The organism is Bradyrhizobium sp. UFLA05-112, assembly GCF_053572325.1.
Genome location: NZ_JBANBK010000073.1, coordinates 19223 through 44450, shown reverse-complemented (window position 1 = coordinate 44450; position 25228 = coordinate 19223). Strand labels below are relative to the sequence as shown.

Here is a 25228-nt window from a genome sequence, read left to right as displayed (position 1 = left end):
ACCTCCTGGACGTCCTGCGTATCACCAAGCAGTCGCTCGGGCGTGTGCTCAAGCAGTTGCTCGATGAGGGCTATATCGTGCAGAAGACCGGCGATAACGACCGCCGCCAGCGACTGCTCTATGCGACACCAAAGGGCGAGGCGCTGGTGCAGAAGCTCGCCGGGCTGCAGACCACGCGAATCAACCGGGCACTCACCCAGATCGGCCCGCAGGATGCCGAAACCGTGAAAAGCTTCCTGCGCGCCATGATCGACCGCGAGGATCCCGACAAGGTGCTCGAGACGATCTTCGCCACCGTCAACCAAGCCACAAAGGAGTGACCGTGCCGCTCGCAGCCACGCTCGCCCGTCCGCCGGTGGAGCCCGCCGACGACGCCCCGCATATCCTCCTCGTCGACGACGACCGCCGCATCCGCGACCTACTGTCGCGCTTTCTCGCCGCCGAAGGCTATCGCGTCTCCACCGCCGCCAGCGCCAGCGATGCCCGCGCCAAGCTCATGGGCCTGCATTTCGATCTGTTGATCCTCGACGTCATGATGCCCGGCGAGACCGGCTTCGACCTTGCCCGCTTCATTCGGACGTCCTCCTCGGTGCCGATCGTGATGCTGACGGCGCGTCACGAGGCGGAAGCCCGTATCGAGGGCTTGCAGATCGGCGCCGACGACTATGTGGCGAAGCCGTTCGAGCCGCGCGAGCTTGCGCTGCGTATCAACAACATTCTCAAGCGTACCGCCCCGCCGCAGGTCACCACGATCGAGAAGATCGCGTTCGGTCCTTACGTCTTCCATCTCGATCGCGGCGAATTGCGCCAGGGTGAGGAGGTCATCCACCTGACCGACCGCGAACGCGAGATGCTGCGCATCCTCGCCGACAGCCAGGGCGAGACGGTGCCGCGCGCCGCGCTGACCGGCAACGGCAGCGTCAACGAGCGCGCCGTCGACGTGCAGATCAACCGCCTGCGCCGCAAGATCGAGCGCGATCCCGCCAATCCCCTGTTTCTCCAGGCGGTGCGCGGCATCGGCTACCGGCTGGTGGCCTCGCCGTAGAGAGCGGATGAAGCGGACGCGATGAGTACGATCGATACCGGCCTGACGCTGCTGAGGAGCGCCGCAGACCGCGTGTCCGCCGCCAATGGCTGGATGGGCAACGCGTTCAAGAGCTGGATGCCGACCGGCCTCTATGCCCGCGCGCTCCTGATCATGATCGTGCCGATGGTGGTGCTGCAATCGGTCGTCGCCTTCGTGTTCATGGAGCGGCACTGGAACACAGTGACGCGGCGCCTGTCGGCTGCGGTGGTGCAGGACATCGCCGCGCTGATCGACGTCTACAAGGGCTATCCGCAGGACAAGGACCGCGACCAGATCAAGCGCATCGCGCAGCAGCGCCTTGGCCTGGTGGTCGACTTCCTGCCCGCCGGCGACATGCCGCAGCCCGGACCGAAGCCGTTCTTCTCGCTGCTCGACCAGACGCTCTCGGTGCAGCTTGGCCGGCAGATCGGACGCCCATTCTGGATCGACACCGTCGGTCGCTCCAACGTCGTTGAGATCCGCATCCAGCTCGATGACGCCATCATGCGCGTGTTCGCACAGCGCAGCGCGGCCTATGCCTCCAACTCTGAGATCTTCCTGTTCTGGATGGTCGGCACTTCCTCGATCCTGCTGATCGTCGCAGTCTTGTTCCTGCGCAACCAGATCAAGCCGATCCTGAAGCTCGCGGACGCCGCGGAAAGCTTCGGCAAGGGCCGCGATGCACCCAACTTCCGCCCGCGTGGCGCGCGCGAAGTCCGCCGCGCCGCGATGGCGTTTCTAGAAATGAAATCGCGCGTCGAGCGCTCGATCGAGCAGCGCACCGCGATGCTCGCCGGCGTCAGCCACGATCTGCGCACTATCCTGACCCGCTTCAAGCTCGAGCTGGCGCTGATCGGCGACAATCCCGAGATCGAGGGCATGCGCAAGGACGTCGACGAGATGTCGATGATGCTCGAGGACTACCTCGCCTTCGCGCGCGGCGATTCCGGCGAGCAGTCGCAGCCGACCGACATGGCCCAGGCGCTCGAGGAGCTGCGCAGCGACGCCGAGCGCCACGGCCACACTGCGACAGTCGCGTTCAACGGCCTGCCCGTGGTGACGGTGAAGCCGGCCTCGTTCAAGCGCTGCCTCGCCAACCTCGTCACCAACGCGGCACGCTACGGCAAGACGATCGCCATCACCGGCCAGCGCGATCACCGCTATCTTACCGTCACCATCGACGACGACGGGCCCGGCATCCCCACGCATTTGCGCGAAGAAGTGTTCAAGCCGTTCTTGCGGCTGGACAACGCCCGCAACCAGGACGAAGGCGGCACGGGCCTGGGCCTTGCGATCGCACGCGACATCGCTCGCTCGCATGGCGGCGACATCACGCTCGGCGACAGCCCGATGGGCGGATTGCGGGCGAGCGTGCGGATCCCGGTATAGCGCTGAAGCGGCCCGGATGGAGCGAAGCGCAATCCGGGATTCTGGCGCGGCGGATGGGAAGGCCCCGGATTTCGCTTCGCTGCATCCGGGCTTCGAACCTACTTCGGCAGCAGATCCTTCAGCTTCGCGGCGTCCTTGACGTTCATCTTGAAGCCGCCGGGCATCACGATGTCGCCGGGCTTCTGGTCCGCCTTGCACGGGCCGAGCCATTTGGCCTCGATCGTCGTGGTCGCATCGCGCCCCGCAGCGCCGGCAACGCCGCCCTGGATGTGCGCGGTGCTCTTCACCGTGTAGGCGGCGTTGAAGTCGCCGGTGATCTCGGCATGGGAGGTCGTGGTGGTGCCGGCGACGTTGCAGACGGAATCGCTGACATAGCCGGTTGCCGTCTTCTGGATGTCCTGCTTGGTGCAGATCTGCTTGGCCATCGGGGAGACGTTGTTGCTCATCTCCTTGTCGACAGTCTCGTCGGTGCAATGCTGCATGGTCATTTCCGGCATCGGCCCGCCGGACCGGAGCATCTTCATCTCCCAGAGGCCGGCCTTGCGCACCGGCAGATCCACCGCATGCGCAACCGTCGTCGCCGACATCGCGAGCGCGACGAGGCTAGCGCAGAAAACAACAGGCCGTCGCGTCATGCGCCCAACTCCCGGTCACAGCTTGCGGTCTGAAGGATCAGTACAGCGTACGCAGCGGCTGCTCGGCCGCGCCATACGGAACCCAGCGGCAGGAGAAGGAGATGTAGCCGCCCTCATAAGCCTGCACGGCGAGGAATTTCACCACCTTGCCATAGCGCGCGCAGTGATCGACCGCGACCTGACGTGCGTCCACATGGGTCGCCATCGAATAGGCGATGATGCCGCCGGTGTCGTTGCCCTTGAAGGGGGGTACCGGCAGGATGTCGGCGCGCGCGAACCCGCTTGCCAGCATTCCAACGGTGAGAAAGCCCGCGGCCGCAATGATTCGCATTCCCGTCACTCCTTTTGGCTTGCGCCAGTTTACGGCGCCGCGGACGCGCTGAAAAGAACGGAAGGCCTGCCAGGTGCGACGTTGCGTGCAACTCGCTGGCGAGTGTTGCCGCGCTGCACTTGACCTCTCCCCACCTTCGCGGCACGGTCCGATGCTTGCAGCCATATCTCCTGGATTGCCCATGCGCGACCTCGTCACCTCTCTGAAATCGTTCCGCTTTGCAGCGGTATTCGGCCTCATTCTGGGGGCGGTGTCGCTGACCGAGGCCAAGGCCGCCAATCCGCTGGAGCTGAACTTCTGGCTGGAGGGGCCGCGCTATGACGGCCGGGTCGCCGACTGCGACAAGGCGCTGCCGACGATCGCCACGCAGTTCTGGGAAAAAGAAAGCTCGTTCTGGAATTCGTCGTTGAAGATCACGGGCTTCGCCGGGATCCACGAGACCGCCTTCCGGCCTTGGCAGTCCGACAACCTTCCACGCCGCTATTGCACGGGAGATGCCATGCTCAGCGACGGCAAGGTGCGCAAGGTGCATTTCTCGATTCTCGAGGACGGCGGCTTTGCCGGCTTCGGCCAAGGCGTCGAATGGTGCGTGGTCGGCCTCGACCGCAATTGGGCGTACAATCCCTCCTGCCGTGCGGCAAAACCCTGATTCGGGTGAAGCGTCGCGCCAAAGCGGGCGGCGTTCAATTTTGTTCTTGAAATGTTCTCGTTGCCTGCTAGGCTCTCTTGCACAGTCTAGTTGAAGGGCGTCGCCATGTTTTATTCCAGATTGCATTCCCTGTCCCGTTTCCTGATCTCCCTCGTACTCACGGCCGGCCTCGTTACGCTCGCAGGCAGCGCAATGGCGCAGGACAAGCGCCAGAACGCGCCCGGCGAATTCGATTTCTACGTGCTGTCGCTGTCCTGGTCGCCGTCGTTCTGCGAGGAAGCGGCCGAGCGCGGTGGCCGCTCCCAGATCCAGTGCGGTGGGCGGCCCTACGCCTTCGTCGTGCACGGGCTGTGGCCGCAATATGAGAATGGCTTTCCGGAATACTGTCAGCGCCCGGCGCCCCGCCTGAACCGCAGCATCGTCTCCTCCATGCTCGACCTGATGCCGGCGCCAGGGCTGATCTTCAACGAATGGGACAAGCACGGCACCTGCTCGGGCCTGTCGGACCGCAACTACTTCGAGACCGTCCGGAAAGCGCGCGCCGTCATCAAGATTCCGGCCGAGTATCTCGATCTGTCGCAGGCCAAGACCGTGGCGCCCACCGACGTCGAGGAGGCCTTCATCAAGGCCAATCCCGGGCTGAGCAGCTCGTCCGTTTCGGTGACGTGCAACCGGACACGGTTGTCAGAGGTGCGCATCTGCCTCAACAAGGACCTGCAATTTCGCTCCTGCGAAGAGCTCGACCGCCGCGCCTGCCGCCGCGACCAGGTGACGATGCCGCCGATCCGCGGCGGCTGAAGTCGCAGGTCTGCATCCTCGTTTTGCGGAATCAGGCGAGGCACCTTCCCGCAGCGACGGCAGTTACTTTCACCGCCCGATGTCGTAACTGTCCGATATGAACTATCGCCACGCCTTCCACGCCGGCAGCTTTGCCGATGTCATCAAGCACATCGTGCTCGCGCGCATCCTGACTTACCTTCAGGACAAGCCGGCCGCGTTCCGCGTCATCGACACCCATGCCGGCGCCGGCCTCTACGATCTCAAAAGCGACGAGGCGCAGCGCGGCGGCGAGTGGCTGACCGGCATCGCCCGCGTCATGCAGGCACGCCTGTCCAACGAGGTTGCTGCACTCACAAAGCCCTATCTCGACATCGTCCGCGCCTTCAATCCGCGCGGCGAACTGAAGGCCTATCCTGGATCACCGCTGATCGCGCGTGGCCTTTTGCGGCCGCAGGATCGCCTCGTCGCCTGCGAGCTCGAGCCGAAGGCGCGCAAGGCGCTGATCGATGTGCTGCGCCGCGACACGCAGGCGCGCGTGGTCGATCTCGACGGCTGGGTCGCGCTGCCGGCTTTCGTACCGCCGAAGGAGCGACGCGGTCTGGTGCTGATCGACCCTCCCTTTGAGGCCAAGGACGAGTTCGAGCGGCTCGGAGAGGCCTTCTCGGAAGCGTTCGCCAAGTGGCCGACCGGCATCTATGTGATCTGGTATCCCGCCAAATCCAGGCGCGCCACCGACGCGCTCGCACAAGCGGTGGCGCAGGCCGCAGTCGCAGCCAAACCTCAAGGAAAATGCCTGCGGCTCGAATTCAGCGTCGCACCGCAAAGTACCGATGCACCACTCGCCACGACGGGGCTTTTGATCGTCAACCCACCCTTTACGCTGCAGGGCGAGCTCAAGACCATCCTGCCGGAGCTCGAAAAGCCGCTCGGCCAGGGCGGCGCGGCCCGTTTCCGCCTGGAGGTGCCGAAGCCCTAAAGTAGTACACCTATTGGGAAAACTATGCATGAACGGTAGTCAATCTGCAAAGAACCGTATTATGCTGTGCCCCGTGACTGGCTTTACGTTCCGCTTCCGCGAATGGTTGCGGCGGAGTGAAGGCCTAAGAAGGATCCAGGCGGACTCATTAAGCCCGCTCAAGGGTGGCCAGCTCCCGGGCGCGTAGGTCCGGTCATGCCGAGATGCGTGTCTGCATCGCGGCGGAGGAGCAATGCGGGGGAGGAGTCCCGATGGCCATGACGGGCACAGTTAAGTTTTTCAACGGCGAGCGCGGTTACGGCTTCATCAAGCCGGACGATGGCGGTCGCGACGTCTTCGTTCACATCACGGCGGTGGAGCGGGCGGGACTGAAAGACCTCACCGAAGGACAGCGTATCACTTTCGAAGTCGAGCCTGACAAGAAGGGCAAGGGACCCAAGGCGGTCAACCTGGTGATCCTTTCTTAGGCGAAGCCTGGCGCAAAAAAATCCCAGCCGCGAGGCCGGGAGTTTTAGGTCCGGTATTTTCTTCTTCAGCTATCAGAAGTGATAGTTCACGCCCGCGCGCACCACGCTGGCGCTATAGCCGTTCGACACGCCGGTGATCGCGAACTGGCTCGAGGACAGATCGAGGAAGAGATATTCGATCTTGGCGCTCCAGTTCTGCGCGATGCCGAACTCGGCGCCGACACCTGCGGTCCAGCCCACCGTGGTATGCGATTCCGTCCAGCCAAAAGTTTCCGCGCGCAACTCGCCGAAGGCAAGACCGGCGGTGCCGTAAAAAAGGATGTTGTTGAAGGCGTAGCCGGCGCGACCGCGTACGGTGCCGAACCAGGGATTGGAGAACTTCCATGGCGCGAACGTATCGTCGGCACCGGTCGCCTGGATATCACCTTCCACGCCGAACACCCACGGGCCGTTCTGAAAATTGTAGCCGGCCTGGATGCCGCCGACGAAGCCGGCCGGCTTCGCGGGATTGTTGCTCACCGAGCCCCATTCATAGCCGAGATTGGCGCCGAGATAGGGACCAGCCCAGCTATAGGCATTGAGCGGCTGGTTGACGGTATAGGGTGCACGCTGCCCGTAATTGAGATCGGCGGCCTCTGCCGAAGCGCTCCAGCCCGCGGCAACCAGAGCCGCAGCGCCCATAACGAGCCTCTTCATCACACTCTCCAACGCAACTGCCGCAAGGCCATCGCGGTCGGCCAGCGCCGCTGCGCAAGGCAAGACCGCATGGTTACGGAACCACGAACTTTTCGCGTAGGATTTATCGAGAGTTTTAAGTTAAAGGGTTGTTAAGCGCGGTTACCGCCCGCTTAGCAGTCTTAAGGAAGCGTTACCGGGAACACCGCTCGCGGTCCGCTTCGGCCAGGCCCGGTGAAACTTCAAATCGGCTCTCCCAGCGCCTAAATTCGCATCATGGATCACGATTCCTCCGACACCCCGGACACTGCACGCGCGCGCAAGGTGCGGCGCAGCGCAGCGCCGGACGACGTCCCGCCGCAGGAGCAGGCCGCGCCCGACGTCGATCCCGCGACGACCGGCGGCGACGACGAGGATGAGGCGCGGCTGCCGGACATCCTGGAAGAGACCGGCGCGGTCGGCGAAGGACCGCTTGCGACCGGACATGATGCGATCGAGCGCGCGGTGCGTCTCGCCCCCACCTCGGCGGGCGTCTATCGCATGCTCAATGCGAACAACGACGTGCTCTATGTCGGCAAGGCCAAGAACGTCAAAAAGCGCCTGTCCAACTACGCGCGCATCGGTGCGCCGCAGCCGGCGCGCATTTTGCGCATGATCGCGGCGACGGTCTCGGTCGAGATCGTCTCGACCACGACCGAAACCGAGGCGCTGCTGCTCGAGGCCAACCTCATCAAGCAGCTCCGGCCGCGCTTCAACGTGCAATTGCGCGACGACAAGTCGTTTCCCTATATCCTGATCACCGGCGATCATTGGGCGCCGCAGATCCTCAAGCACCGCGGCGCACAGACCCGGCCCGGGCGCTATTTCGGCCCGTTCGCCTCGGCCGGCGCCGTCAACCGCACCATCACCGCGCTGCAGCGCGCGTTCCTGATCCGCTCCTGCACCGATTCGTTTTTCGAAAGCCGCAGCCGGCCCTGCCTGTTGCACCAGATCCGCCGCTGCGCCGGCCCCTGCACCCGCGAGATCGACTTCCCGGGCTATGCGACGCTGGTGCGGGAAGCGACGGACTTCCTCTCCGGCAAGAGCCACGCGGTGAAGCAGGAGCTTGCGGGCGAGATGGAGAAGGCCTCGGGCGAGCTCGAATTCGAGCGTGCCGCACTCTATCGCGACCGTCTCGCCGCACTATCGGCGATCCAGTCGCAGCAGGGCATCAATCCGCGCACCGTGGAAGAAGCCGACGTGTTCGCGATCCACCAGGAGGGCGGTTTCTCCTGCGTCGAGGTGTTCTTCTTCCGCACCGGGCAGAACTGGGGCAACCGGGCCTATTTCCCGCGCGCGGAGAAGACGTTCACGCCGGAGGAGGTGCTGGGCTCGTTCCTCGCCCAGTTCTACGACGACAAGCCACCGCCGAAGGTCATCCTGCTCTCGCATGAGATCGAGGAAAGCGAGCTGCTTGCCAACGCGCTATCGATCAAGGCCGGCCACAAGGTCGAAGTCTCGATGCCGAAGCGCGGCGAGAAGAAGGAGCTCGTCACCCACGCGCTGACCAATGCGCGGGAAGCGCTGGGGCGGAAGCTCGCCGACACGGCGACGCAGGGCCGCCTGCTCGAGGCGATGGCCGCGACCCTTACCCTGCCCCATCCGCCCAAACGCATCGAGGTCTACGACAACAGCCATATCCAGGGCACCAATGCGGTCGGCGCCATGATCGTCGCGGGGCCCGACGGCTTCGTGAAGAACCAGTACCGCAAGTTCAATATCAAGTCGGAAGGGCTCACCCCCGGCGACGACTATGCGATGATGCGGGAAGTCCTGCAGCGCCGCTTCAAGCGGCTGCTCAGCCCGCCCGACGAAACCGCGAAGGTCAAGGACGACGACTTCCCGCAATGGCCCGACCTCGTGATCATCGACGGTGGCCGCGGCCAGCTCAACGCTGTCAGCGAGATCTTCGAGGGCCTCGGGCTCACCCAGGTATCACTGATGTCGGTTGCCAAGGGGCCGGACCGCGATGCCGGCCGCGAGACTCTGTTCATGCCGGACCGCGAGGCGATCAAGCTCGAGCCGCGCGATCCCGTGCTCTATTTCATTCAGAGGTTGCGGGACGAGGCCCACCGCTTCGTGATCGGCTCGCACCGCAAGCTGCGCAAGAAGGACATCCGCGAGGCGGGTCTGCAGGAGATCCCGGGCATCGGCCCGTCACGCAAACGTGCCTTGCTGCATCATTTCGGAACCCTGAAGGAGATCGAGCGGGCGTCGATCGCCGATCTCGGCAAGGTTCCGGGGGTGAGCGCGGAAAGCGCCCGCAAGATTTTCGAGTATTTCCATCCCCAGCCGGGGTGAACTAAAGGGGACCAGCAGTCATATGGTCGTCGTCTCTGCACCTCATTGAGGCAGGGACGATTGACCTTGATGCGGCAGCGGTATTGGTAGAACGAATGAACATCGCCACGACACGGGGGGCCACCAAGAGCTCGATGTCCCTTCCGAACATCCTGACCTACGCCCGGATCGCCGCGATCCCGGTGGTGGTGGGCTGCATCTACGCCCAGTCGATCATGGACGGGCCGCTGTGGCTGCGCTGGGTAGCGGTTGCCATCTTCATCGCGGCAGGGGTGACAGATTACCTCGACGGCTATTACGCGCGGATCTGGAACCAGCAGTCAGCCTTCGGCCGGATGCTCGACCCGATCGCCGACAAGCTCCTGGTCGCCTCGTGCCTTCTGATGCTGGCGGCCGACGGCATCATCCATGGCTGGTCGCTGTGGGCCGCCATCGTGATCCTGTGCCGCGAGATCCTGGTGTCGGGCCTGCGCGAATATCTGGCGGCGCTGCGCGTCAGCGTGCCCGTAACCAAGCTCGCCAAATGGAAGACGACGGTTCAGCTCGTTGCGATCGGCTTCCTGCTTGCGGGCGAGGCCGGCGACCAGGTGGTGCCGGTGGTGACCCAGATCGGCCTGCTCCTGCTGTGGGCGTCGGCGCTGCTCACCATGTACACCGGTTACGATTATTTCCGTGCCGGTATTCATCACCTCATCAAGGAGGATGAGGGATGAAGGTGAAGTATTTCGCCTGGGTGCGCGAGCGCATCGGCAAGGCGGAGGAGACGATCGAGCCGCCGCCCAGCGTGCGCACGATCGAGGAGCTGATCGCCTGGCTCTCCGGCCGGAGCGAAGCCTATGCCTACGCGTTCGAGAAGCCGAAAGTGATTCGCGCCGCGATCGACCACGCCCACGTCAAGCCGAACGCTGTGATCGCCGGCGCCCGCGAGATCGCGTTCTTCCCGCCGATGACCGGCGGCTAGGTGGCGTCGTTGAGACAGCTCGCGCACGAACTCGGTTCACCTCTTCCTATCACCCGCGCCTTCGCGGCCTCTCCCCATGGGAGAGGTTTGACGCCTTCGACGCTGCAAGCATGACCGGCCCCGTCACCATCCGCATCCAGCAAGACGATTTCGACGTCGCGCGCGAGATCGCCGCGCTGACGAACGGTCGCACCGACATCGGTGCGGTCGTGAGCTTCTCCGGCATCTGTCGCGGTGACGAGGACAGCGCGAAGATTTCGGCGCTGACGCTGGAACATTATCCGGGCATGGCGGAAGAGGAGATCAAGCGCCACGTCGACGAGGCCATTGCGCGCTGGCCGCTCGACGGCGTCACCGTGATCCATCGCGTCGGCCGGATCACGCCCGGCGCAAACATCGTGCTGGTGGTGACTGCCTCGCAGCATCGCCAGGCGGCATTCCAGGCGGCCGAGTTTTTGATGGATTACCTGAAAACCAGCGCGCCGTTCTGGAAGAAGGAAGAAAGCGCAACCGGCACCGGCTGGGTCGAGGCCAATACCCGCGACGATCAGGCCGCCGCACGCTGGACCAAATCCTGATGGCAAAAGCATCCAAGAAGACCACGCGCGGCCGCGCCGCACCAAAGCTTGCGAAGGTCGGCGCCGGCGAGCTCCTGACGCTGCTCGATTTCGTCCGCTATGCGGTGAGCCGCTTCGTCGAAACCAAGCTCGCCTTCGCGCATGGCACGACGGATCCGGTGGCGGAAGCCGCTTTCCTGGTTTGCGAGGCACTGCACCTCAATCCCGAGCAGTTCGAGATCTTCGCCAATGCCCGCGTTACCGCGGCCGAGGGCAAGTCCATCCTTGCGTTGATCGACACGCGCGTCAGCACGCGCAAGCCGGCCGCCTATCTCGTCAACAAGATCTACATGCGCGGCCTGCCCTTCTACGTCGACGAGCGCGTGATCGTGCCGCGCTCCTTCATTGGGGAGCTCCTGGATTCGCATCTCGGCGGTGACGGCGAGGTCGGCTCGCTGATCGACGACCCGGTCGCTGTGGAGCGCGTGCTCGATCTCTGCACGGGCTCCGGCTGCCTTGCGATCCTCGCTGCGCAGCACTTCCCGAATGCGCAAGTCGATGCCGTCGACATCTCCAAAGGGGCGATCGAGGTTGCCGCGCGCAATGTCGCCGACTACGGTCTCGAAGACCGCGTCACACTCCATCGCGGCGACCTGTTCGCGCCGCTCGGCAACGCGCGCTACGACCTGATCATCTCCAACCCGCCTTACGTCGACGCAGAAGGGATGGCGTCACTGCCGCCGGAATGCCGCGCCGAGCCGAAGCTCGCCTTCGATGGCGGCGCCGACGGGCTCGACGTCGTGCGCCGCATCCTGCACGACGCACCTCGCTACCTCACGCCCGAGGGTGGATTGCTATGCGAGATCGGCCGCGGCCGCGAGCGGATCGATGAGGCGTTCCCCGAACTGCCGCTGCTCTGGCTCGACACCGAAGACTCCGAGGGCGAGGTGTTCTGGATCGCGGCCGCCGATCTCGGCTGACGCGAGCGGTTGCCGGAACAAGTCAAACGCCTCCACGTTCATCCACCAACAAAGCTATCAGCCGCGGCCGCTGGAGGATGTTTCGCATGCTTGCGCCATCGGGCGAATTGCTGCGCGCCGGAATGGCGCTCAAGCTCAACCACCTCAAGCGCGCCACCCGGTCGTATTTACGCGACCGAACCAGTCAGGCCACCGGCAAGGCGACGTCCTATGCGGTCGCCGCCGGCCTCTTCGCCGTCGCTGGCCTGTTCGTCATCGCCGCCTTCTTCGTCGGGCTGATGGCGCTGTTCCGCTGGGTCGAGCTTACATTCGGAATGTTCTGGGCCTTCGGCGCCGTCGGCGTCGTGCTCCTGGTGCTGGCGGCGGTCTGTGCCGGCGTCGCAATGGCCCAGGTCAAGCGCCGGCCCAAAACGGTGGTGCCGCTTGCAAGCCGGCTGCGGGTTGCGATTGCCACGCCCCGGATTCCGCGCGGAACGGTCAAGGAGGCCATGAAGGAGGTCGCGACCACGATCCCACTGGTGCCACTCGCGCCGGGCGAAAAGGGCCATCGCAACGGCGGTTCGCCAGCCCGCGGCAACCGCCCGGTGCAGCTCGGCCTGATGCTCGCAGCCATCGGGCTGTTGGTGACCGCGGCGCGCCGGAGGCGCCGCAGCCATCGATTGGACGCATGATGCTGCCGCGGCGCTCCCAGCAGCTCGACGACTGGCTGCTTGTCGCCGCCACGACGGTATTGGTGCTGACGGCGGAACGGTACTTTCAGGGCTACGTCTCGCCGCGATCCGCAGATCTCGATGACCGCCGCAATGCAGAAGGCAACTCACCCGAAACCCATCCCGCTCGCGCCGCTTTGCAGGGCGGCCATGGCCGCCGGTCCGAAAGCCCGTTTGGGATCCCCGTTGCCGGCTGGAAGGACATCCTCTGGCGCACCTACCAACGCATCGACGAGGATCGCTTGCTCGCAACCGCAGGCGGCGTGGTCTTCTTCGGACTGCTTGCCATTTTTCCCGCCGTTACCGCATTCGTCTCCTTCTATGGGCTGTTCGCCAACCCCTCGACGATCAGCGCCAACCTCCAGACCCTCGCGATGATGTTGCCCGAAGGCACATTCCAGATCATCGAAGACCAGATCGGACGGGTGGTATCGAAGGGTAACACGGCGCTTGGCGCCACCTTCCTGTTCGGCCTCGTGCTCGCGATCTGGAGCGCCAATGCCGGCGTCAAATCCATCATCGACGCGCTCAACGTCGCCTATGAGGAACGCGAGAAGCGCAGCTTCATCCGGCTCAATCTGGTGTCGCTGGCTTTCACGGTCGGCAGCATTGCCGCGCTCCTGCTGATGGTCGGCGCCGTGGTCGCCTTCCCGCTCGCGCTGAACCATCTCGGCCTCGCTCCGGAGAGCAAGCTGATCGTCGCGATGGCGCGATGGCCGCTGCTGTTCGTCATCCTGCTGGTGGCGCTTGCCATCCTCTACCGCTTCGCGCCCAGCCGCGACGCCGCGCGCTGGGAATGGCTCAGCATCGGCGCGGTGACGGCATCCGTCCTGTGGATCGCCGGCTCGGCGCTGCTCTCCTGGTATCTCTCGGAATTCGCCAATTACAACGCCACCTACGGCTCGCTGGGAGCCGCGATCGGGTTGATGATGTGGATGTGGATGTCCGCCATCGTCATCATGTTCGGGGCCGAGCTGAACTCGGAGATCGAGCGGCAGACCTTGCGGGATACGACGACGGGCAAGCCCAAGCCGCTCGGCAGCCGGGAAGCCGTCTCGGCCGATACGGTCGGCGCAGCCGCGCCATCCTAGTCGCGTGATCAGGCCGGATGTGCTCCGGCCCGATCAAATCTTTTCCGCGCTTAGCGCTTCGTAATCACCGCTTCCAGATATTCGCTGTGCACGACCACCGTGCCGTCAGCGGCGTGGTTGAACTCACCGACGAGGCCCAGGAGATCGCGGCGCAGTGCCGCCTGGCCGTTGTCGTCGAGCGCGGCGAATGCCTTCAGCATGGGCCCATAGAACGACTTGAAAACGTCGAGCCAGTGCTCGGGCGAACGGTAGCGGAACACGAACATTCGCGGCTCGGCGACGATCTCCGAGGCTTGGCCGCCGAACATCTCTTCGAGCCGGGCCTTCGTGCCCCACAGCGCCGGCGATTTCACCCCGGCCGGCGGCGGCAGGTGCTTGCCGAGCGTCTTGAAGAGCTGCCCGATAAAACCCTGCGGCGTCCAGTTGGCGAGCCCGATCTTGCCGCCTGGCCGGCACACTCGCGCAAGCTCGGAAGCCGCCTTGTCCTGATTGGGCGTGAACATGACGCCGAAGGTCGAAAGCACCGCGTCGAACGAGGCATCTGCGAACGGCAGCGCCTCGGCGTCCGCCTCACCGAATGTAACGGTCAGCCGCTCGGCCGCCGCGCGCTCGCGGCCGCGCTCGAGCAGCGCCGGCACGTAATCGGTCGAGGTGACATCGCACCAGCGGCGGGCGGCGGCAAGCGTCGCGTTGCCGTTGCCGGCGGCAACGTCGAGCACCTTGCTGCCGGCGCGCAGGTCGAGCGCCTCGCAGAGCTGCTCGCCGACGATCTGCAAGGTGGTGCCAACGACGGCATAGTCGCCGGACGACCAGGCGCCGTGCTGGCGCTGCTTGAGCGCGGCGAGGTCCGGCTGGGCGGCGGCGGGCTTGCTGAGTGCTGCGGCTGTCGACATGGCAATTTCCTCCGGTTGAAGATGCCGGGACGATAGAGCGCAGACCCGTGACTGGCTTTGAGAGTGCCGTTATTTTACGTTGAGAGCGCCTTGATTTCTGAGCGGGAGCCGGGCGTGGCGTTCCAGTTCGAGGTTTTTTCGCTGGATCCCGAGCGCCGGGAGTTGCGGCGCGCGGACAGCCTCGTCGCGCTCGAGCCGCAGGTGTTCGATCTCCTGATCCATCTGATCCGCAACCGCGACCGCGTGGTGACGCGCGACAATCTGCTCGATGCGGTGTGGAACGGGCGCGTTGTCTCGGACTCCACGCTCGCGAGCCGCATCAACGCGGCACGGCGCGCGATCAACGACACCGGCGAGGAGCAACGGCTGATCCGCACCGTGGCGCGCAAGGGCGTGCGCTTCGTCGGTGACGTCGTCGAAACGAGCAAGGCTGACGCTTCGGCGGCGCCAGCCGGGCGGAAGCAGCCATCCGCCCAGCCGCTGCCAGACCGGCCGGCAATCGCCGTGCTGCCGTTCACCAATATGAGCGGCGATGCCGAGCAGGAGTATTTTTCCGACGGCATCAGCGAGGACATCATCACGGCGCTGTCGAAGCTGCGCTGGTTCTTCGTGATCGCGCGTAACTCCTCCTTCATTTACAAGGGCCGGACGGTTCACCTTCGGCAGGTCGCGGACGAGCTTGGCGTCCGCTACGTCGTCGAAGGGAGCGTGCGCAAGGGCGGCGACCGCGTGCGCATCACTGCGCAGCTCAACGACGTCGCGACCGGCAGCCATCTCTGGGCGGAACGCTACGATCGCGAGCTCGCCGACGTGTTCGCGGTGCAGGACGAGATCACGGAAGCCATCGTCGCCGCGATCGAGCCGCAGCTCTACGCGGCGGAGAATTTTCGCACCCAGCACAAACCACCCGACAGCATGGATGCGTGGGACCTGCTGATGCGCGCACTCTCGCACTACTGGCGCGTGACGCGGCAGGACCACGTGCTCGCGCAGGCCCTGCTGGAGAAGGCCATCGCGCTCGACCCGAACTATGGCAAGGCGCTGGGCCTGCTCGGAACCAGCTACATGTTCACGGCCCATATGGGCTGGATGGACATGGCCGCCGCGATGCCGATCGCCGAGCGCGCCGCACTCGTCGCGATCCGGGCCGACGACGAGGATCCCTGGGCGCACAACGCGCTCGGTCACGTCCATCTGTTTGCACGACGTTTCGAGGATTCGCTCGCCGAATTCGAAACCGCGTTGCGGCTTAATCCGAGCTTCGCGCTGGCGCAGGGCTATTACGGGCTGGCGCTCAGCTATTGCGGTCGCTGGCAGGATGCCGACGAGGCGGCCCGCCGCGCCATCCGCCTCAGCCCGCGCGATCCCTATGCGCCGGTCTATTTCGGCATCGAGGCCTATGCCCGCTTCCTCGGCGGCGATTATGAGGAGGCGATCCGGCTCGCGCATGAGGCCTTGCGACAGCGCAGCGACTTCGTCGGCGCGCACAGGGTGCTGACCTCGGCGGCCGGCATGGCCGGGCACGCCGACCTTGCCCGCTCCGCACTGCAGGAGCTGCGCAGGGCCCAGCCGAACGTCTCGCTCGCCTGGATCGCCGAGTTCATGCCGATCCAGCTCGCGACCGACCGCGACCGCTACCTGGAAGGCTTTCGCCGCGCCGGTCTCACCTAGAGCGCGACCACGGCCTATCCCCGCGAATCAACAATGATGCTAAGGTCACTCTCGCTTGGGGGGCGTTTAACAAGAGCGTGCCAGGGACGTGCCCGTGTTTTCCCGGGTGGGGCAGTCAGCACTTGAGGGCGTAGCGCGCGGCATGATTCGCATTTCGACGATCTTCATCGCCATCTGTATGGTGCTGGTCGCAGCCTCGCTCGGCCTCGTCCTGCATTCGGTGGCCGGCATCAGCGGAACTGAGTCCGCGATCGTGGCGCTGACCGCGCTGACCTTCCTGATCCTGTACAACGCGGTCTCGATGCGGCTGCGCGACCGCAGCGACGTCGGCGGCCAGATCGCCGATCTGTCGCGCGGCACCGCCGATCTCGCCCGTCAGGTCGCCGAATTCGGCCGCCGGCTCGCAGCGGTCGAGGGACGCGTCGCGTCCGCCAATTCCACCAACGCGGACCGCGTCCAGTCGGTGGTCGGCGAGATCAGCGAGCTCGGCGGCCTGGTCAAGCAGCTTGCCGCCACCGTGGCGACGCATGAGGACCTGCTGGCGACGGCCTTGCCCGCTTCCGCCACGCAGCCGGAAACCGAAACTGCCGCGCATGAGTTGTTGGCTGCTCCCGAACCTCGGCCAGCCGCGCCGCGGCCGGTTCCACCGGCACCGCCGAGCGCGCCCGTCGCGCCCGCCACCGCCCGCAACCAGACGCAACTGCTCGCGACGCTGCGCAGCGCGATCGACGAGAACCGCATCGACATTTTCCTCCAGCCGATGGTGACGCTGCCGCAGCGCAAGGTCCGCTTCTACGAGGCGGTGACGCGGGTGCGCGACGAGCGCGACCAGCTCATCGCCGCCGAGGAGTTCATCAGCATCGCGGAAGCCTCGGGGCTCATCGGGCGCATCGACAACATGGTGATGCTGCGCTGTGTGCAGGTGCTGCGCCGGCTGATGGTGCGCAACAAGGACGTCGGCGTGTTCTGCAACGTCGCCGCCTCCACGCTCGGCAATTCCACCACCTTTGCGCAATGCCTCGACTTCCTCGAAGCCAACCGGACGCTCGCGCCCTCGCTGGTGCTCGAGTTCAAGCAGTCGACGTTCCGCAACCTCGGCCCCGCCGAGACCGAGAACCTGGCAGCGCTCGCCCAGCGCGGCTTCCGCTTCTCGATCGACCACGTTACTGACCTGCGCATCGAGCCGCGCGAGCTCGCCGACCGCGGCGTGCGCTTCATCAAGGTGCCGGCCGCGCTGCTGCTCGATCCCAAGCAGGCCTCGACCTCGGACATCCATCCGTCCGACCTCTCCGACCTGCTCGGCCGCTTCGGCATCGACCTCATCGCCGAGCGGATCGAGGGCGAGCGCGCGGTGGTTGACTTGCTCGACTATGATGTGCGGTTCGGCCAGGGTTTCCTGTTCGCGCCGCCCCGGCCATTGCGGCCGGAAGGTGCATCTGCTACCGCCGGAGCCGCGCCGGACCAGGCGCAGCAACAGGTATCCAATGGCTCCGCCCTGTCCAGCTCAGGCGAACCGGCTTCCGTGCCGCCGTCACAGCGCATCACCGGTAATGCCGCGCTCGCGCGCCGCATCTGACCGGCCGTCCGCGTCATGACCACGCTGCATTTCGTCGAGAGCCTTCGCGAGCTCGTCGTGGGCGTTGACGTCGTCCTCAGCGACATCTGGGGCGTGGTCCATAATGGGCTCGAGTCCTTTCCCGAAGCCTGCGAGGCGCTGCACAATTTCCGGCAGCAGGGCGGTACGGTCGTCCTGATCACCAACGCGCCTCGACCAGCGGATTCGGTGCAGCGACAGTTGCGCAAGCTCGGCGTTGCCGACGAGACCTATGACGCCATCGTCTCCTCGGGCGATCTGACGCGGCTCTATGTCGCCGATCATCCCGGTCGAAAATTGTTCTGGCTTGGCCCCGAGCGCGACAGCTCGATCCATCGCGGGCTCGACGCGGTGCTCGCGCCACTGGAGGACGCCGACTACATCGTCTGCACCGGCCTCTATGATGACGAGACCGAGTCGGCGGAGGATTATCGGGGCATGATGCTGAAGGCGCGCGAGCGCAAGCTCGTGCTGGTCTGCGCCAACCCCGATATTGTCGTCGAGCGCGGCGACCGGCTGATCTATTGCGCCGGCGCCATCGCCGAGCTCTACCGCGAACTCGGCGGCGAGGTGATCTTCTACGGCAAGCCGCACCGGCCGATCTACGAGCGCGCGATGGCGCTCGCCGGCGAGCGCCAGGGCCACCAGATCGATCGCAAGAAGGTCTTGGCGATCGGCGATTCCGTGCGCACCGACTTGACGGGCGCGCGCGAGTTCGGCATCGACTGCCTGTTCGTCACCCGCGGTATCCATTCCGAGGAGTTCGAGGGCCTCGACCAGCTCGATCCGGCATCGGTGCTGGAGCTGTTTGGCCATCCGCCGAAGGCGCTGATGCGCGAATTGAAGTGGTAAATGCATGACCGTCATTCCGGGGCGCCTGAAGGGCGAACCCGGAATCTCGAGATTCCGGGCTCGATGCTACGCATCGCCCCGGAATGACGGTGCCCAAAGCAAAGGCCCGGGCGAGCCCGGGCCTGCGAATTCACCTGATAGTTCGTAGCGCGCCCTACGCGCTGGCCATGTCCGGGAAGACCGCTTCGATCTTGGTCTTCAGCGTCGCCGCGTTGAACGGCTTGACGATATAGTTGTTCACGCCGGCCTTCTTGGCCGCGATCACGTTCTCGGTCTTGGATTCCGCCGTGATCATGATGAAAGGCGTGGTGGCGAGGTTGGGATCGGCCCGCACTTCGCGCAGGAGGTCGTAGCCCGTCATCGGCTCCATGTTCCAGTCGGAAATCACGAGCCCGTACTTCTTGCCGCGCATCTTGTTCAGCGCCGCCGAGCCGTCGCTGGCGTCGTCGATATTCTCGAAGCCAAGCTGCTTCAGCAGATTCCGAATGATGCGGATCATGGTGCTGTAGTCATCCACCACCAGAACCGGCATCGACAAATCAACCGCCATCTCGACTCCCCCAAACGCAACAGGAAAATATTAACGATCGAACTGCCAGGCCCGACGCCCCACAGTTCCATGTCAAAGGACTAGCACCAAGGCGTTAAACAGCGCGTTAATCGGCTATCGCCGGAGAGCCCCGAAATGTCGTGCAATGCGGCCGCATCCCCCGCTTGACTTCGCCTGGCGCGTCACGTCACGGTCCCGGGCCGATCCGCCTGCCCCAGAGAATTCCCCTGATGGCTCCGCATTTTACTGTTATCCGCGATTCCACGCCGGTTCATGCAATTCCAAGGGGGGCCGTGGTCGCCATGGGCAATTTCGACGGCGTTCATCTCGGCCATCGGGCGGTGATTGCGGCTGCGCTGGAGATGGGCCGGACGCACAACCGGCCGGCATTGGCGCTGACGTTCGAGCCGCATCCGCGACGGTTTTTCAGCCCCAATACCCCGCAATTCCGCCTCACGGATGAGCGAGCCAAGCTGCGGCTCCTGGCCGGCACCGGGCTTGCCGGGGCCGTGGTCATGACCTTCGACAAGACCCGCGCCGGGACATCAGCACAGGATTTCATTCACCATGACCTGATCGGGCGGCTCGGGGTCAGCGGGATCGCGGTCGGCTACGACTTTCATTTCGGCAAGGGCCGGGTCGGCTCGCCGAGCCTGCTGGTCAATGAGGCGCCCCGGCTCGGTATCGAGGTCGACGTCCAGCCGCATGTCGATATCGACGAGCGGCCGGTCTCCTCCAGCGCGATCCGCACCGCGCTCGCCGAAGGCCAGCTCATTGAGGCCACGACCATGCTGGGCGCGCCCTGGTTCGTGACCGGCAAGGTCATCCACGGCGAGAAGCGCGGCCGCGACCTCGGCTATCCCACCGCCAATATCCGCCTCGACGCCAATTGCGCCCTCAAGCACGGCATCTACGCGGTCCGGGTCGGTCGCGGGGCCGAGCGGCTGGAGGGGGTCGCAAGCTTCGGCCGGCGTCCGACATTCGATAATGGCGCGCCGCTGCTGGAAATCTTCCTGTTCGACTTCAAGGGCGACCTCTACGGGCAAGAGCTCGATTGCGCGTTCGTCGGCTTCATTCGCGAGGAACTGAAGTTCGACGGAATCGAGCCACTGATCCGCCAGATGGACGAGGACTCTGCCCGCGCGAGGGCCCTGCTGGCGGCCGCCCCCGACGCCTTCCCGGAGCTGGGAAGCATCGACTGAGGCCCCAAAACGGGGCCCATCCCGGCCCTTTGCGATTTGGCCGCCCGGCTGCTATGGAGAGCCCATGTTTGCGCGGCGCATCATAGGGATTAGCGGCCCGGCTTCCGTCTGAGCTTTGGCTCGGCGCAAGACCGGGATTTCGTCGTTTCACCCCGCGATCGTGATCGCATTCCTCCGCGCCCTTCCGAGCCAGATCATTCATGTCCGAAAAGCCGCAAAAGTCCGAAGCCAAAGACTATTCAAAAACCCTGTTCCTGCCGCAGACGGAATTCCCGATGCGCGCCGGCCTGCCGCAGCGCGAGCCGGAGATCCTCAAGCGCTGGTACGAGATCGGCCTCTACGAGAAGCTGCGCGAGACCGCGAAGGGCCGCGACAAGTTCGTGCTGCATGACGGCCCGCCCTATGCCAACGGCAACATCCACATCGGCACGGCGCTGAACAAGATCCTCAAGGATCTCGTCACCAAGAGCGAGCAGATGCTCGGGTTCGATTCCAACTACGTGCCCGGCTGGGACTGCCACGGCCTGCCGATCGAGTGGAAGGTCGAGGAGGAGCATTATCGCAAGAAGGGCAAGCAGAAGCCCGATTTTCGCGACTCGGCGGCGATGGTCGACTTCCGCAAAGAATGCCGCGCCTATGCGACGCACTGGCTCAACGTGCAGCGCGAAGAATTCAAGCGTCTCGGCGTGATCGGCGACTGGGCCCACCCCTACGCCACCATGAGCTATCCGGCGGAAGCCCAGATCGCGCGTGAATTGATGAAGTTCGCCGCCAACGGCACGCTCTATCGCGGCTCCAAGCCGGTGATGTGGAGTGTGGTCGAGAAGACCGCGCTTGCGGAGGCCGAGGTCGAGTATGAGGACTACACCTCGGACATGGTGTGGGTGAAATTCCCGGTCGCCTCGCCCGCGCATGGCGCGCTCGCCTCCGCAAGCGTCGTGATCTGGACCACCACGCCCTGGACGTTGCCCGGCAACCGCGCCATCTCGTTCTCGCCGAAGATCGCCTACGGCCTCTTTGAGGTCACGGACGCGCCCGCCGGCAATTGGGCCAAGACTGGCGACCACCTGATCCTTGGGGACGCACTCGCGGATGAAGTGTTCAAGCAGGCGCGCGTGACCGCCTTCAAGAAAGTCCGCGACATCCCTGGCGACACGATGGACGCGATCGAGTGCGCCCACCCGTTGAAGGGGCTTGGCGGCGGCTACGAATTCACCGTGCCGCTCTTGCCCGGCGATCACGTCACCGACGACACCGGCACCGGCTTCGTGCACACGGCGCCGAGCCACGGCCGCGAGGACTTTGACGTCTGGACGGCGAACACGCGCGAGCTGGATGCGCGCGGCATCCCGACCGCGATCCCCTACACCGTCGACGAGAACGGCGCCTACACCGACCATGCGCCGGGCTTTACCGGCAAGCGCGTCATCAACGACAAGGGCGAGAAGGGTGACGCCAACGACGCCGTGATCAAGGCGCTGGTTGACGCCGGCAAGCTGCTCGCGCGCGGCCGGCTCAAGCATCAATATCCGCATTCCTGGCGCTCCAAGAAGCCGGTGATCTTCCGCAACACGCCGCAATGGTTCATCGCGATGGATAAGGACATCGCGACCGGCGGCAACGCGAAGTCCGGCGACACGCTGCGCGCCCGCGCGCTGCACGCGATCTCGGTGACGCAATGGGTGCCGCCGTCGGGCGAGAACCGCATCAACGGCATGATCGAGGCGCGCCCCGACTGGGTGATCTCGCGCCAGCGCGCCTGGGGCGTGCCGATCGCGGTGTTCGTCCGCGAGAAGGGAGACGGCTCGGCCGAGATTCTTCAGGACGAGGCCGTCAACACGCGCATCGGCGACGCCTTCGAGAAGGAAGGCGCGGATGCGTGGTACATGGACGGCGCCCGCGAGCGTTTCCTCGGGAGCCGTGCCAATGAGGACTGGAAGAAGGTCGACGACATCCTCGATGTCTGGTTCGATTCAGGCTCGACGCATGCCTTCGTGCTGGAAGATCCCGTGCACTTCCCGGGCCTTGCCGGCATCACGCGCAAGGTCGACGGCGGCACGGACACGGTGATGTATCTCGAGGGCTCGGACCAGCATCGCGGCTGGTTCCACTCCTCGCTGCTCGAGAGCTGCGGCACCCGCGGACGCGCGCCCTACGATATCGTGCTGACTCACGGCTTCACCCAGGCCGAGGACGGCCGCAAGATGTCGAAGTCACTCGGCAACACGATCGAGCCGCAGGCCGTCATCAAGGAGTCCGGCGCCGACATCCTCCGGCTCTGGGTAGCGTCCTGCGACTACACCGACGACCAGCGCATCGGTCCGGAGATCCTCAAGAACACGGTCGAAACCTACCGCAAGCTGCGCAATACCATCCGCTGGATGCTCGGCACGCTGCATCACTACAAGCCAGCCGACGCGGTCGCGCCGGCCGATATGCCCGAGCTCGAGCGGCTGATGCTGCACGAGCTCGCGGTCCGCGCTGATGTGATCCGCAAGGCCTATGAAGCCTTCGACTTCAAGAGTGTGGTCGCGACGCTGTCGGCGTTCCTGAACAGCGAGCTGTCGGCGTTCTATTTCGACATCCGCAAGGATACGCTCTATTGCGATCCACCCTCATCGCTCACGCGCAAGGCGGCGCTGACCACGATCGATACGCTCTGCAACGCGATCCTGAAATGGCTGGCGCCGGTCCTGAGCTTCACCGCCGAGGAGGCATGGCGCATGTACCGGCCGGACGCCGAGCCCTCGGTGCATCTGACGCTGTTCCCCGAAGGTCTCGAAAACTTCCGCGACGACGAGCTCGCCGCGAAGTGGGAGACCATCCGCAACGTGCGCCGCGTCGTCACCGGCGCGCTGGAGCTCGAGCGCGCGGCCAAGAATATCGGCTCGTCGCTCGAAGCATCACCGGTGATCTATATCGCTGACCGAAACACGCAGATGACGCTGTTCGACGTCGATATCGCCGAGGTCTGCATCACCTCGAATTACGAGGTGCGCGAGGGCGAGGCGCCGACGGCTGCGTTCCGTCTCGATGCCGTTCCCGGCGTTGCGGTCGTGGTCGAGAAGGCGGTCGGCACCAAATGCGCCCGCTCCTGGAAGATCCTGCCGACAGTCGGCGAGGACGCGGACTATCCCGACGTCACCCCGCGCGATGCCAAGGCCCTGCGCGAGTGGAAGGCGTTGGGGATAAGCATCTAGTTTAGGTCTCACCGTCGTCCTGGCCTTGTGCGCAATTGCGCACTGGAGCCAGGACCCATTACCACCGCTGTCAGATGCGAACCAAGGTCGATGGCCCCTAGTCTTTTCACCAACCGCCGCCCGGGGTTATCGCGACGAGCCCAAGGCGCTCGCGCGGGGGTCCTGGCTTTCGCCAGGACGACGGCGGAGAACGTGGCGGCTGCTTTGCCATGACCCCTCTCCGCGCCGGCATTCTGTCCGCCGTGATTTCGCTCGTGCTGGACCAGGCCTCGAAACTCTGGCTGCTCGACGTGTTCGACCTCGACCGCCGCGGCGGGCTGAGGTTGACGTCGTTCTTCGACCTCATGCCGGCCTGGAACAAGGGCATCAGCTATGGCTGGCTGCAGACCGAAGCCGCGGCCGGGCAGATCGCGCTGATGGCAGTCAAGGCCGTCGCGGTGGTTCTGCTGGCGGTGTGGATGACCCGCGCGCAGACCCGACTGGCAACGGTGGCACTTGGGCTGATTATCGGCGGCGCCATCGGCAATGCCATCGATCGTCTGGCCTATGGCGCAGTGTTCGATTTCGCGCTGTTTCACATCGAAATCGCCGGAAATACCTACAATTGGTACGTGTTTAACCTCGCGGACGTGGCCATCGTTGCTGGGGTGGCGGCCCTATTGTATGATTCCTTCCTGGGGGTACCCGCCGCAAAAGCGCCCTGATCCCGGCCGATACGGGCCCGGACGGTGGAACCTTGCTTGCGAGGGCAGGCCCGCGCTGCGCGCGGCGATCGATTACGAAACAGAACAGGTACAGCGATGCGCGAAAGCGAGCCGAAAGGTTGGATGATGCGAAGCCCGAGGCACGGGCTGTTGCGCTCGCTGAAGCTCACTGCCGTCGCACTCGGCATTGGTCTCGTGATGACGGCCGGCGCAGCCCGCGCCGGCGATGACGACGAGGAAGACGACCGGACGTTCGAGGAAAAGCTCATCGACAACCTGATGACCGGCCTTGGCGCTCAGGGCGGCCGCAGCTTGGAGAAGCCCGGCATCGAATACCGCGAGCGTTCGCCGCTGGTGGTCCCGCCCAAGCTCGACCTGCCGCCGCCAGCGTCGTCGGCCGATGCGAGCGCGCCGAACTGGCCCAAGGACCCCGACGAAAAGCGCCGCAAGGAGCTTGCTGCCGCAAGAAAGAAATCCGGCACCAAATTCCAGCAGCCGTGGGAAGCCGCCCGACCGCTGACGCCAGCCGAGATGAATGCGGCCAAGACGAACGGCCCCACCCGTACCACCAGCAACGAACCGGGCCAGCCCAGTCAGAACAATCCGACCCTGAGTCCGGCCCAGCTCGGCTACACCGGCGGCCTGTTCAAACTCTTCAAGGGCAGCAGCAACGAAACCGCGGAATTCAAGTCTGAGCCGCCGCGGGGATCCCTGACCGAGCCGCCCGCCGGTTACCAGACGCCCTCGCCGAATTACGCCTATGGTTCCGGGGGACCGGACAAAACCAAGAAGACGTATTACGACGTGCAAAGCGGCAAGGAAAAAGAGCAATAGCGCTCTTACCGCCTTTTCGTGCTCGTGAGGAACTGCCGCAATCGTCCGGTGTAGGCCGGATGCGGCACATGACTTATCTTTAACTTCACGATGACGGCGTTCTCTGCTTCGTGACGCAAAG

The 25228-nt window shown here is 64.9% G+C and carries 26 protein-coding genes; 21 read left to right on the top strand and 5 right to left on the bottom strand.

Annotated features, from left to right (window positions below):
- From SO180_RS32120 to SO180_RS32110, 3 genes are all read left to right on the top strand, one after another.
- The coding region (locus tag SO180_RS32120; RefSeq protein ID WP_449382831.1) for a MarR family winged helix-turn-helix transcriptional regulator at positions 1-320 on the top strand (320 nt) is incomplete at its 5' end.
- Complete coding sequence (locus tag SO180_RS32115) at positions 317-1045, top strand: response regulator (RefSeq protein WP_254098411.1); 729 nt, start codon at positions 317-319, stop codon at positions 1043-1045. The genes SO180_RS32120 and SO180_RS32115, both read left to right, overlap by 4 nt.
- 21 nt (positions 1046-1066) lie before the next feature.
- Entirely contained in the window at positions 1067-2455 is a 1389-nt protein-coding gene (locus SO180_RS32110; protein WP_449382830.1) for an ATP-binding protein, read from the top strand.
- A 98-nt stretch (positions 2456-2553) separates the two neighbouring features.
- Here the strand turns inward: SO180_RS32110 and SO180_RS32105 are convergent, their stop codons facing one another.
- Both SO180_RS32105 and SO180_RS32100 read right to left on the bottom strand, forming a co-directional pair.
- Positions 2554-3090 carry a DUF3617 domain-containing protein gene (locus SO180_RS32105; RefSeq protein ID WP_449382829.1) on the bottom strand — a complete coding sequence of 179 codons (537 nt, stop codon included), beginning with the start codon at positions 3088-3090 and terminating at the stop codon, positions 2554-2556.
- Between the two features lie 37 nt (positions 3091-3127).
- Positions 3128-3421, bottom strand: coding sequence for a hypothetical protein (locus SO180_RS32100; protein WP_449382828.1), 294 nt, complete (start codon positions 3419-3421; stop codon positions 3128-3130).
- 181 nt (positions 3422-3602) lie between these two features.
- Here SO180_RS32100 and SO180_RS32095 point away from each other — a divergent pair, with 181 nt between their 5' ends.
- From SO180_RS32095 to SO180_RS32080, 4 genes are all read left to right on the top strand, one after another.
- Positions 3603-4070: a hypothetical protein gene (locus SO180_RS32095; RefSeq protein ID WP_449382827.1), complete on the top strand. Its 468-nt coding sequence runs from the start codon at positions 3603-3605 to the stop codon at positions 4068-4070.
- 105 nt (positions 4071-4175) lie between these two features.
- Positions 4176-4868 (top strand): ribonuclease T2 family protein, encoded by a 693-nt coding sequence (locus tag SO180_RS32090; RefSeq protein ID WP_449382826.1) that lies wholly within the window; start codon positions 4176-4178, stop codon positions 4866-4868.
- Between the two features lie 97 nt (positions 4869-4965).
- Positions 4966-5826: a 23S rRNA (adenine(2030)-N(6))-methyltransferase RlmJ gene (locus SO180_RS32085; RefSeq protein ID WP_449382825.1), complete on the top strand. Its 861-nt coding sequence runs from the start codon at positions 4966-4968 to the stop codon at positions 5824-5826.
- 251 nt (positions 5827-6077) lie between these two features.
- Entirely contained in the window at positions 6078-6293 is a 216-nt protein-coding gene (locus SO180_RS32080) for a cold-shock protein (protein WP_027523068.1), read from the top strand.
- A gap of 72 nt (positions 6294-6365) precedes the next feature.
- Here the strand turns inward: SO180_RS32080 and SO180_RS32075 are convergent, their stop codons facing one another.
- Positions 6366-6989 (bottom strand): outer membrane protein, encoded by a 624-nt coding sequence (locus SO180_RS32075; protein ID WP_449382824.1) that lies wholly within the window; start codon positions 6987-6989, stop codon positions 6366-6368.
- A 255-nt stretch (positions 6990-7244) separates the two neighbouring features.
- Between SO180_RS32075 and uvrC the strand changes: the two genes are divergently transcribed.
- From uvrC to SO180_RS32040, 7 genes are all read left to right on the top strand, one after another.
- On the top strand, positions 7245-9308 hold the full coding sequence (gene uvrC, locus SO180_RS32070) for an excinuclease ABC subunit UvrC (RefSeq protein WP_449382823.1): 2064 nt from the start codon (positions 7245-7247) through the stop codon (positions 9306-9308).
- A gap of 95 nt (positions 9309-9403) precedes the next feature.
- Entirely contained in the window at positions 9404-10021 is a 618-nt protein-coding gene (pgsA, locus tag SO180_RS32065; protein WP_449382822.1) for a CDP-diacylglycerol--glycerol-3-phosphate 3-phosphatidyltransferase, read from the top strand.
- Positions 10018-10269, top strand: a complete 252-nt coding sequence (moaD, locus tag SO180_RS32060) for a molybdopterin converting factor subunit 1 (protein ID WP_449382821.1) — start codon at positions 10018-10020, stop codon at positions 10267-10269. Before pgsA ends, moaD begins: the two co-directional genes overlap by 4 nt.
- A gap of 110 nt (positions 10270-10379) precedes the next feature.
- Entirely contained in the window at positions 10380-10847 is a 468-nt protein-coding gene (locus SO180_RS32055; protein WP_449382820.1) for a molybdenum cofactor biosynthesis protein MoaE, read from the top strand.
- Entirely contained in the window at positions 10847-11806 is a 960-nt protein-coding gene (gene prmB / locus SO180_RS32050; RefSeq protein WP_449382819.1) for a 50S ribosomal protein L3 N(5)-glutamine methyltransferase, read from the top strand. Before SO180_RS32055 ends, prmB begins: the two co-directional genes overlap by 1 nt.
- Positions 11807-11892: 86 nt before the next feature.
- Positions 11893-12477, top strand: coding sequence for a phage holin family protein (locus tag SO180_RS32045; protein ID WP_449382818.1), 585 nt, complete (start codon positions 11893-11895; stop codon positions 12475-12477).
- Positions 12477-13607 (top strand): YihY/virulence factor BrkB family protein, encoded by a 1131-nt coding sequence (locus SO180_RS32040; protein WP_449382835.1) that lies wholly within the window; start codon positions 12477-12479, stop codon positions 13605-13607. Before SO180_RS32045 ends, SO180_RS32040 begins: the two co-directional genes overlap by 1 nt.
- Before the next feature lie 50 nt (positions 13608-13657).
- Here SO180_RS32040 and SO180_RS32035 read toward each other — a convergent pair whose 3' ends face one another.
- Positions 13658-14500, bottom strand: coding sequence for a class I SAM-dependent methyltransferase (locus SO180_RS32035; protein WP_449382817.1), 843 nt, complete (start codon positions 14498-14500; stop codon positions 13658-13660).
- A gap of 114 nt (positions 14501-14614) precedes the next feature.
- Here SO180_RS32035 and SO180_RS32030 point away from each other — a divergent pair, with 114 nt between their 5' ends.
- From SO180_RS32030 to SO180_RS32020, 3 genes are all read left to right on the top strand, one after another.
- Positions 14615-16171, top strand: a complete 1557-nt coding sequence (locus SO180_RS32030) for a winged helix-turn-helix domain-containing tetratricopeptide repeat protein (RefSeq protein ID WP_449382834.1) — start codon at positions 14615-14617, stop codon at positions 16169-16171.
- Positions 16172-16313: 142 nt separating this feature from the next.
- The gene (locus tag SO180_RS32025) at positions 16314-17747 is read left to right on the top strand and encodes an EAL domain-containing protein (protein WP_449382816.1); all 1434 of its coding nucleotides are present in this window, start codon (positions 16314-16316) and stop codon (positions 17745-17747) included.
- 15 nt (positions 17748-17762) lie between these two features.
- Entirely contained in the window at positions 17763-18617 is an 855-nt protein-coding gene (locus SO180_RS32020; protein WP_449382815.1) for a TIGR01459 family HAD-type hydrolase, read from the top strand.
- Between the two features lie 154 nt (positions 18618-18771).
- On the opposite strand, the gene SO180_RS32015 is transcribed toward SO180_RS32020, so the two are convergent.
- A complete protein-coding gene (locus SO180_RS32015) occupies positions 18772-19167 on the bottom strand; it encodes a response regulator (RefSeq protein WP_008567674.1) in 396 nt (131 codons plus the stop codon).
- A gap of 230 nt (positions 19168-19397) precedes the next feature.
- Between SO180_RS32015 and SO180_RS32010 the strand changes: the two genes are divergently transcribed.
- From SO180_RS32010 to SO180_RS31995, 4 genes are all read left to right on the top strand, one after another.
- Complete coding sequence (locus tag SO180_RS32010) at positions 19398-20369, top strand: bifunctional riboflavin kinase/FAD synthetase (RefSeq protein WP_449382814.1); 972 nt, start codon at positions 19398-19400, stop codon at positions 20367-20369.
- A 200-nt stretch (positions 20370-20569) separates the two neighbouring features.
- Positions 20570-23569, top strand: coding sequence for an isoleucine--tRNA ligase (gene ileS, locus SO180_RS32005; protein WP_449382813.1), 3000 nt, complete (start codon positions 20570-20572; stop codon positions 23567-23569).
- Positions 23570-23778: 209 nt separating this feature from the next.
- The gene (lspA, locus tag SO180_RS32000; RefSeq protein WP_449382812.1) at positions 23779-24273 is read left to right on the top strand and encodes a signal peptidase II; all 495 of its coding nucleotides are present in this window, start codon (positions 23779-23781) and stop codon (positions 24271-24273) included.
- A gap of 96 nt (positions 24274-24369) precedes the next feature.
- The gene (locus SO180_RS31995) at positions 24370-25107 is read left to right on the top strand and encodes a hypothetical protein (protein WP_449382811.1); all 738 of its coding nucleotides are present in this window, start codon (positions 24370-24372) and stop codon (positions 25105-25107) included.
- Positions 25108-25228 lie beyond the last annotated feature (121 nt).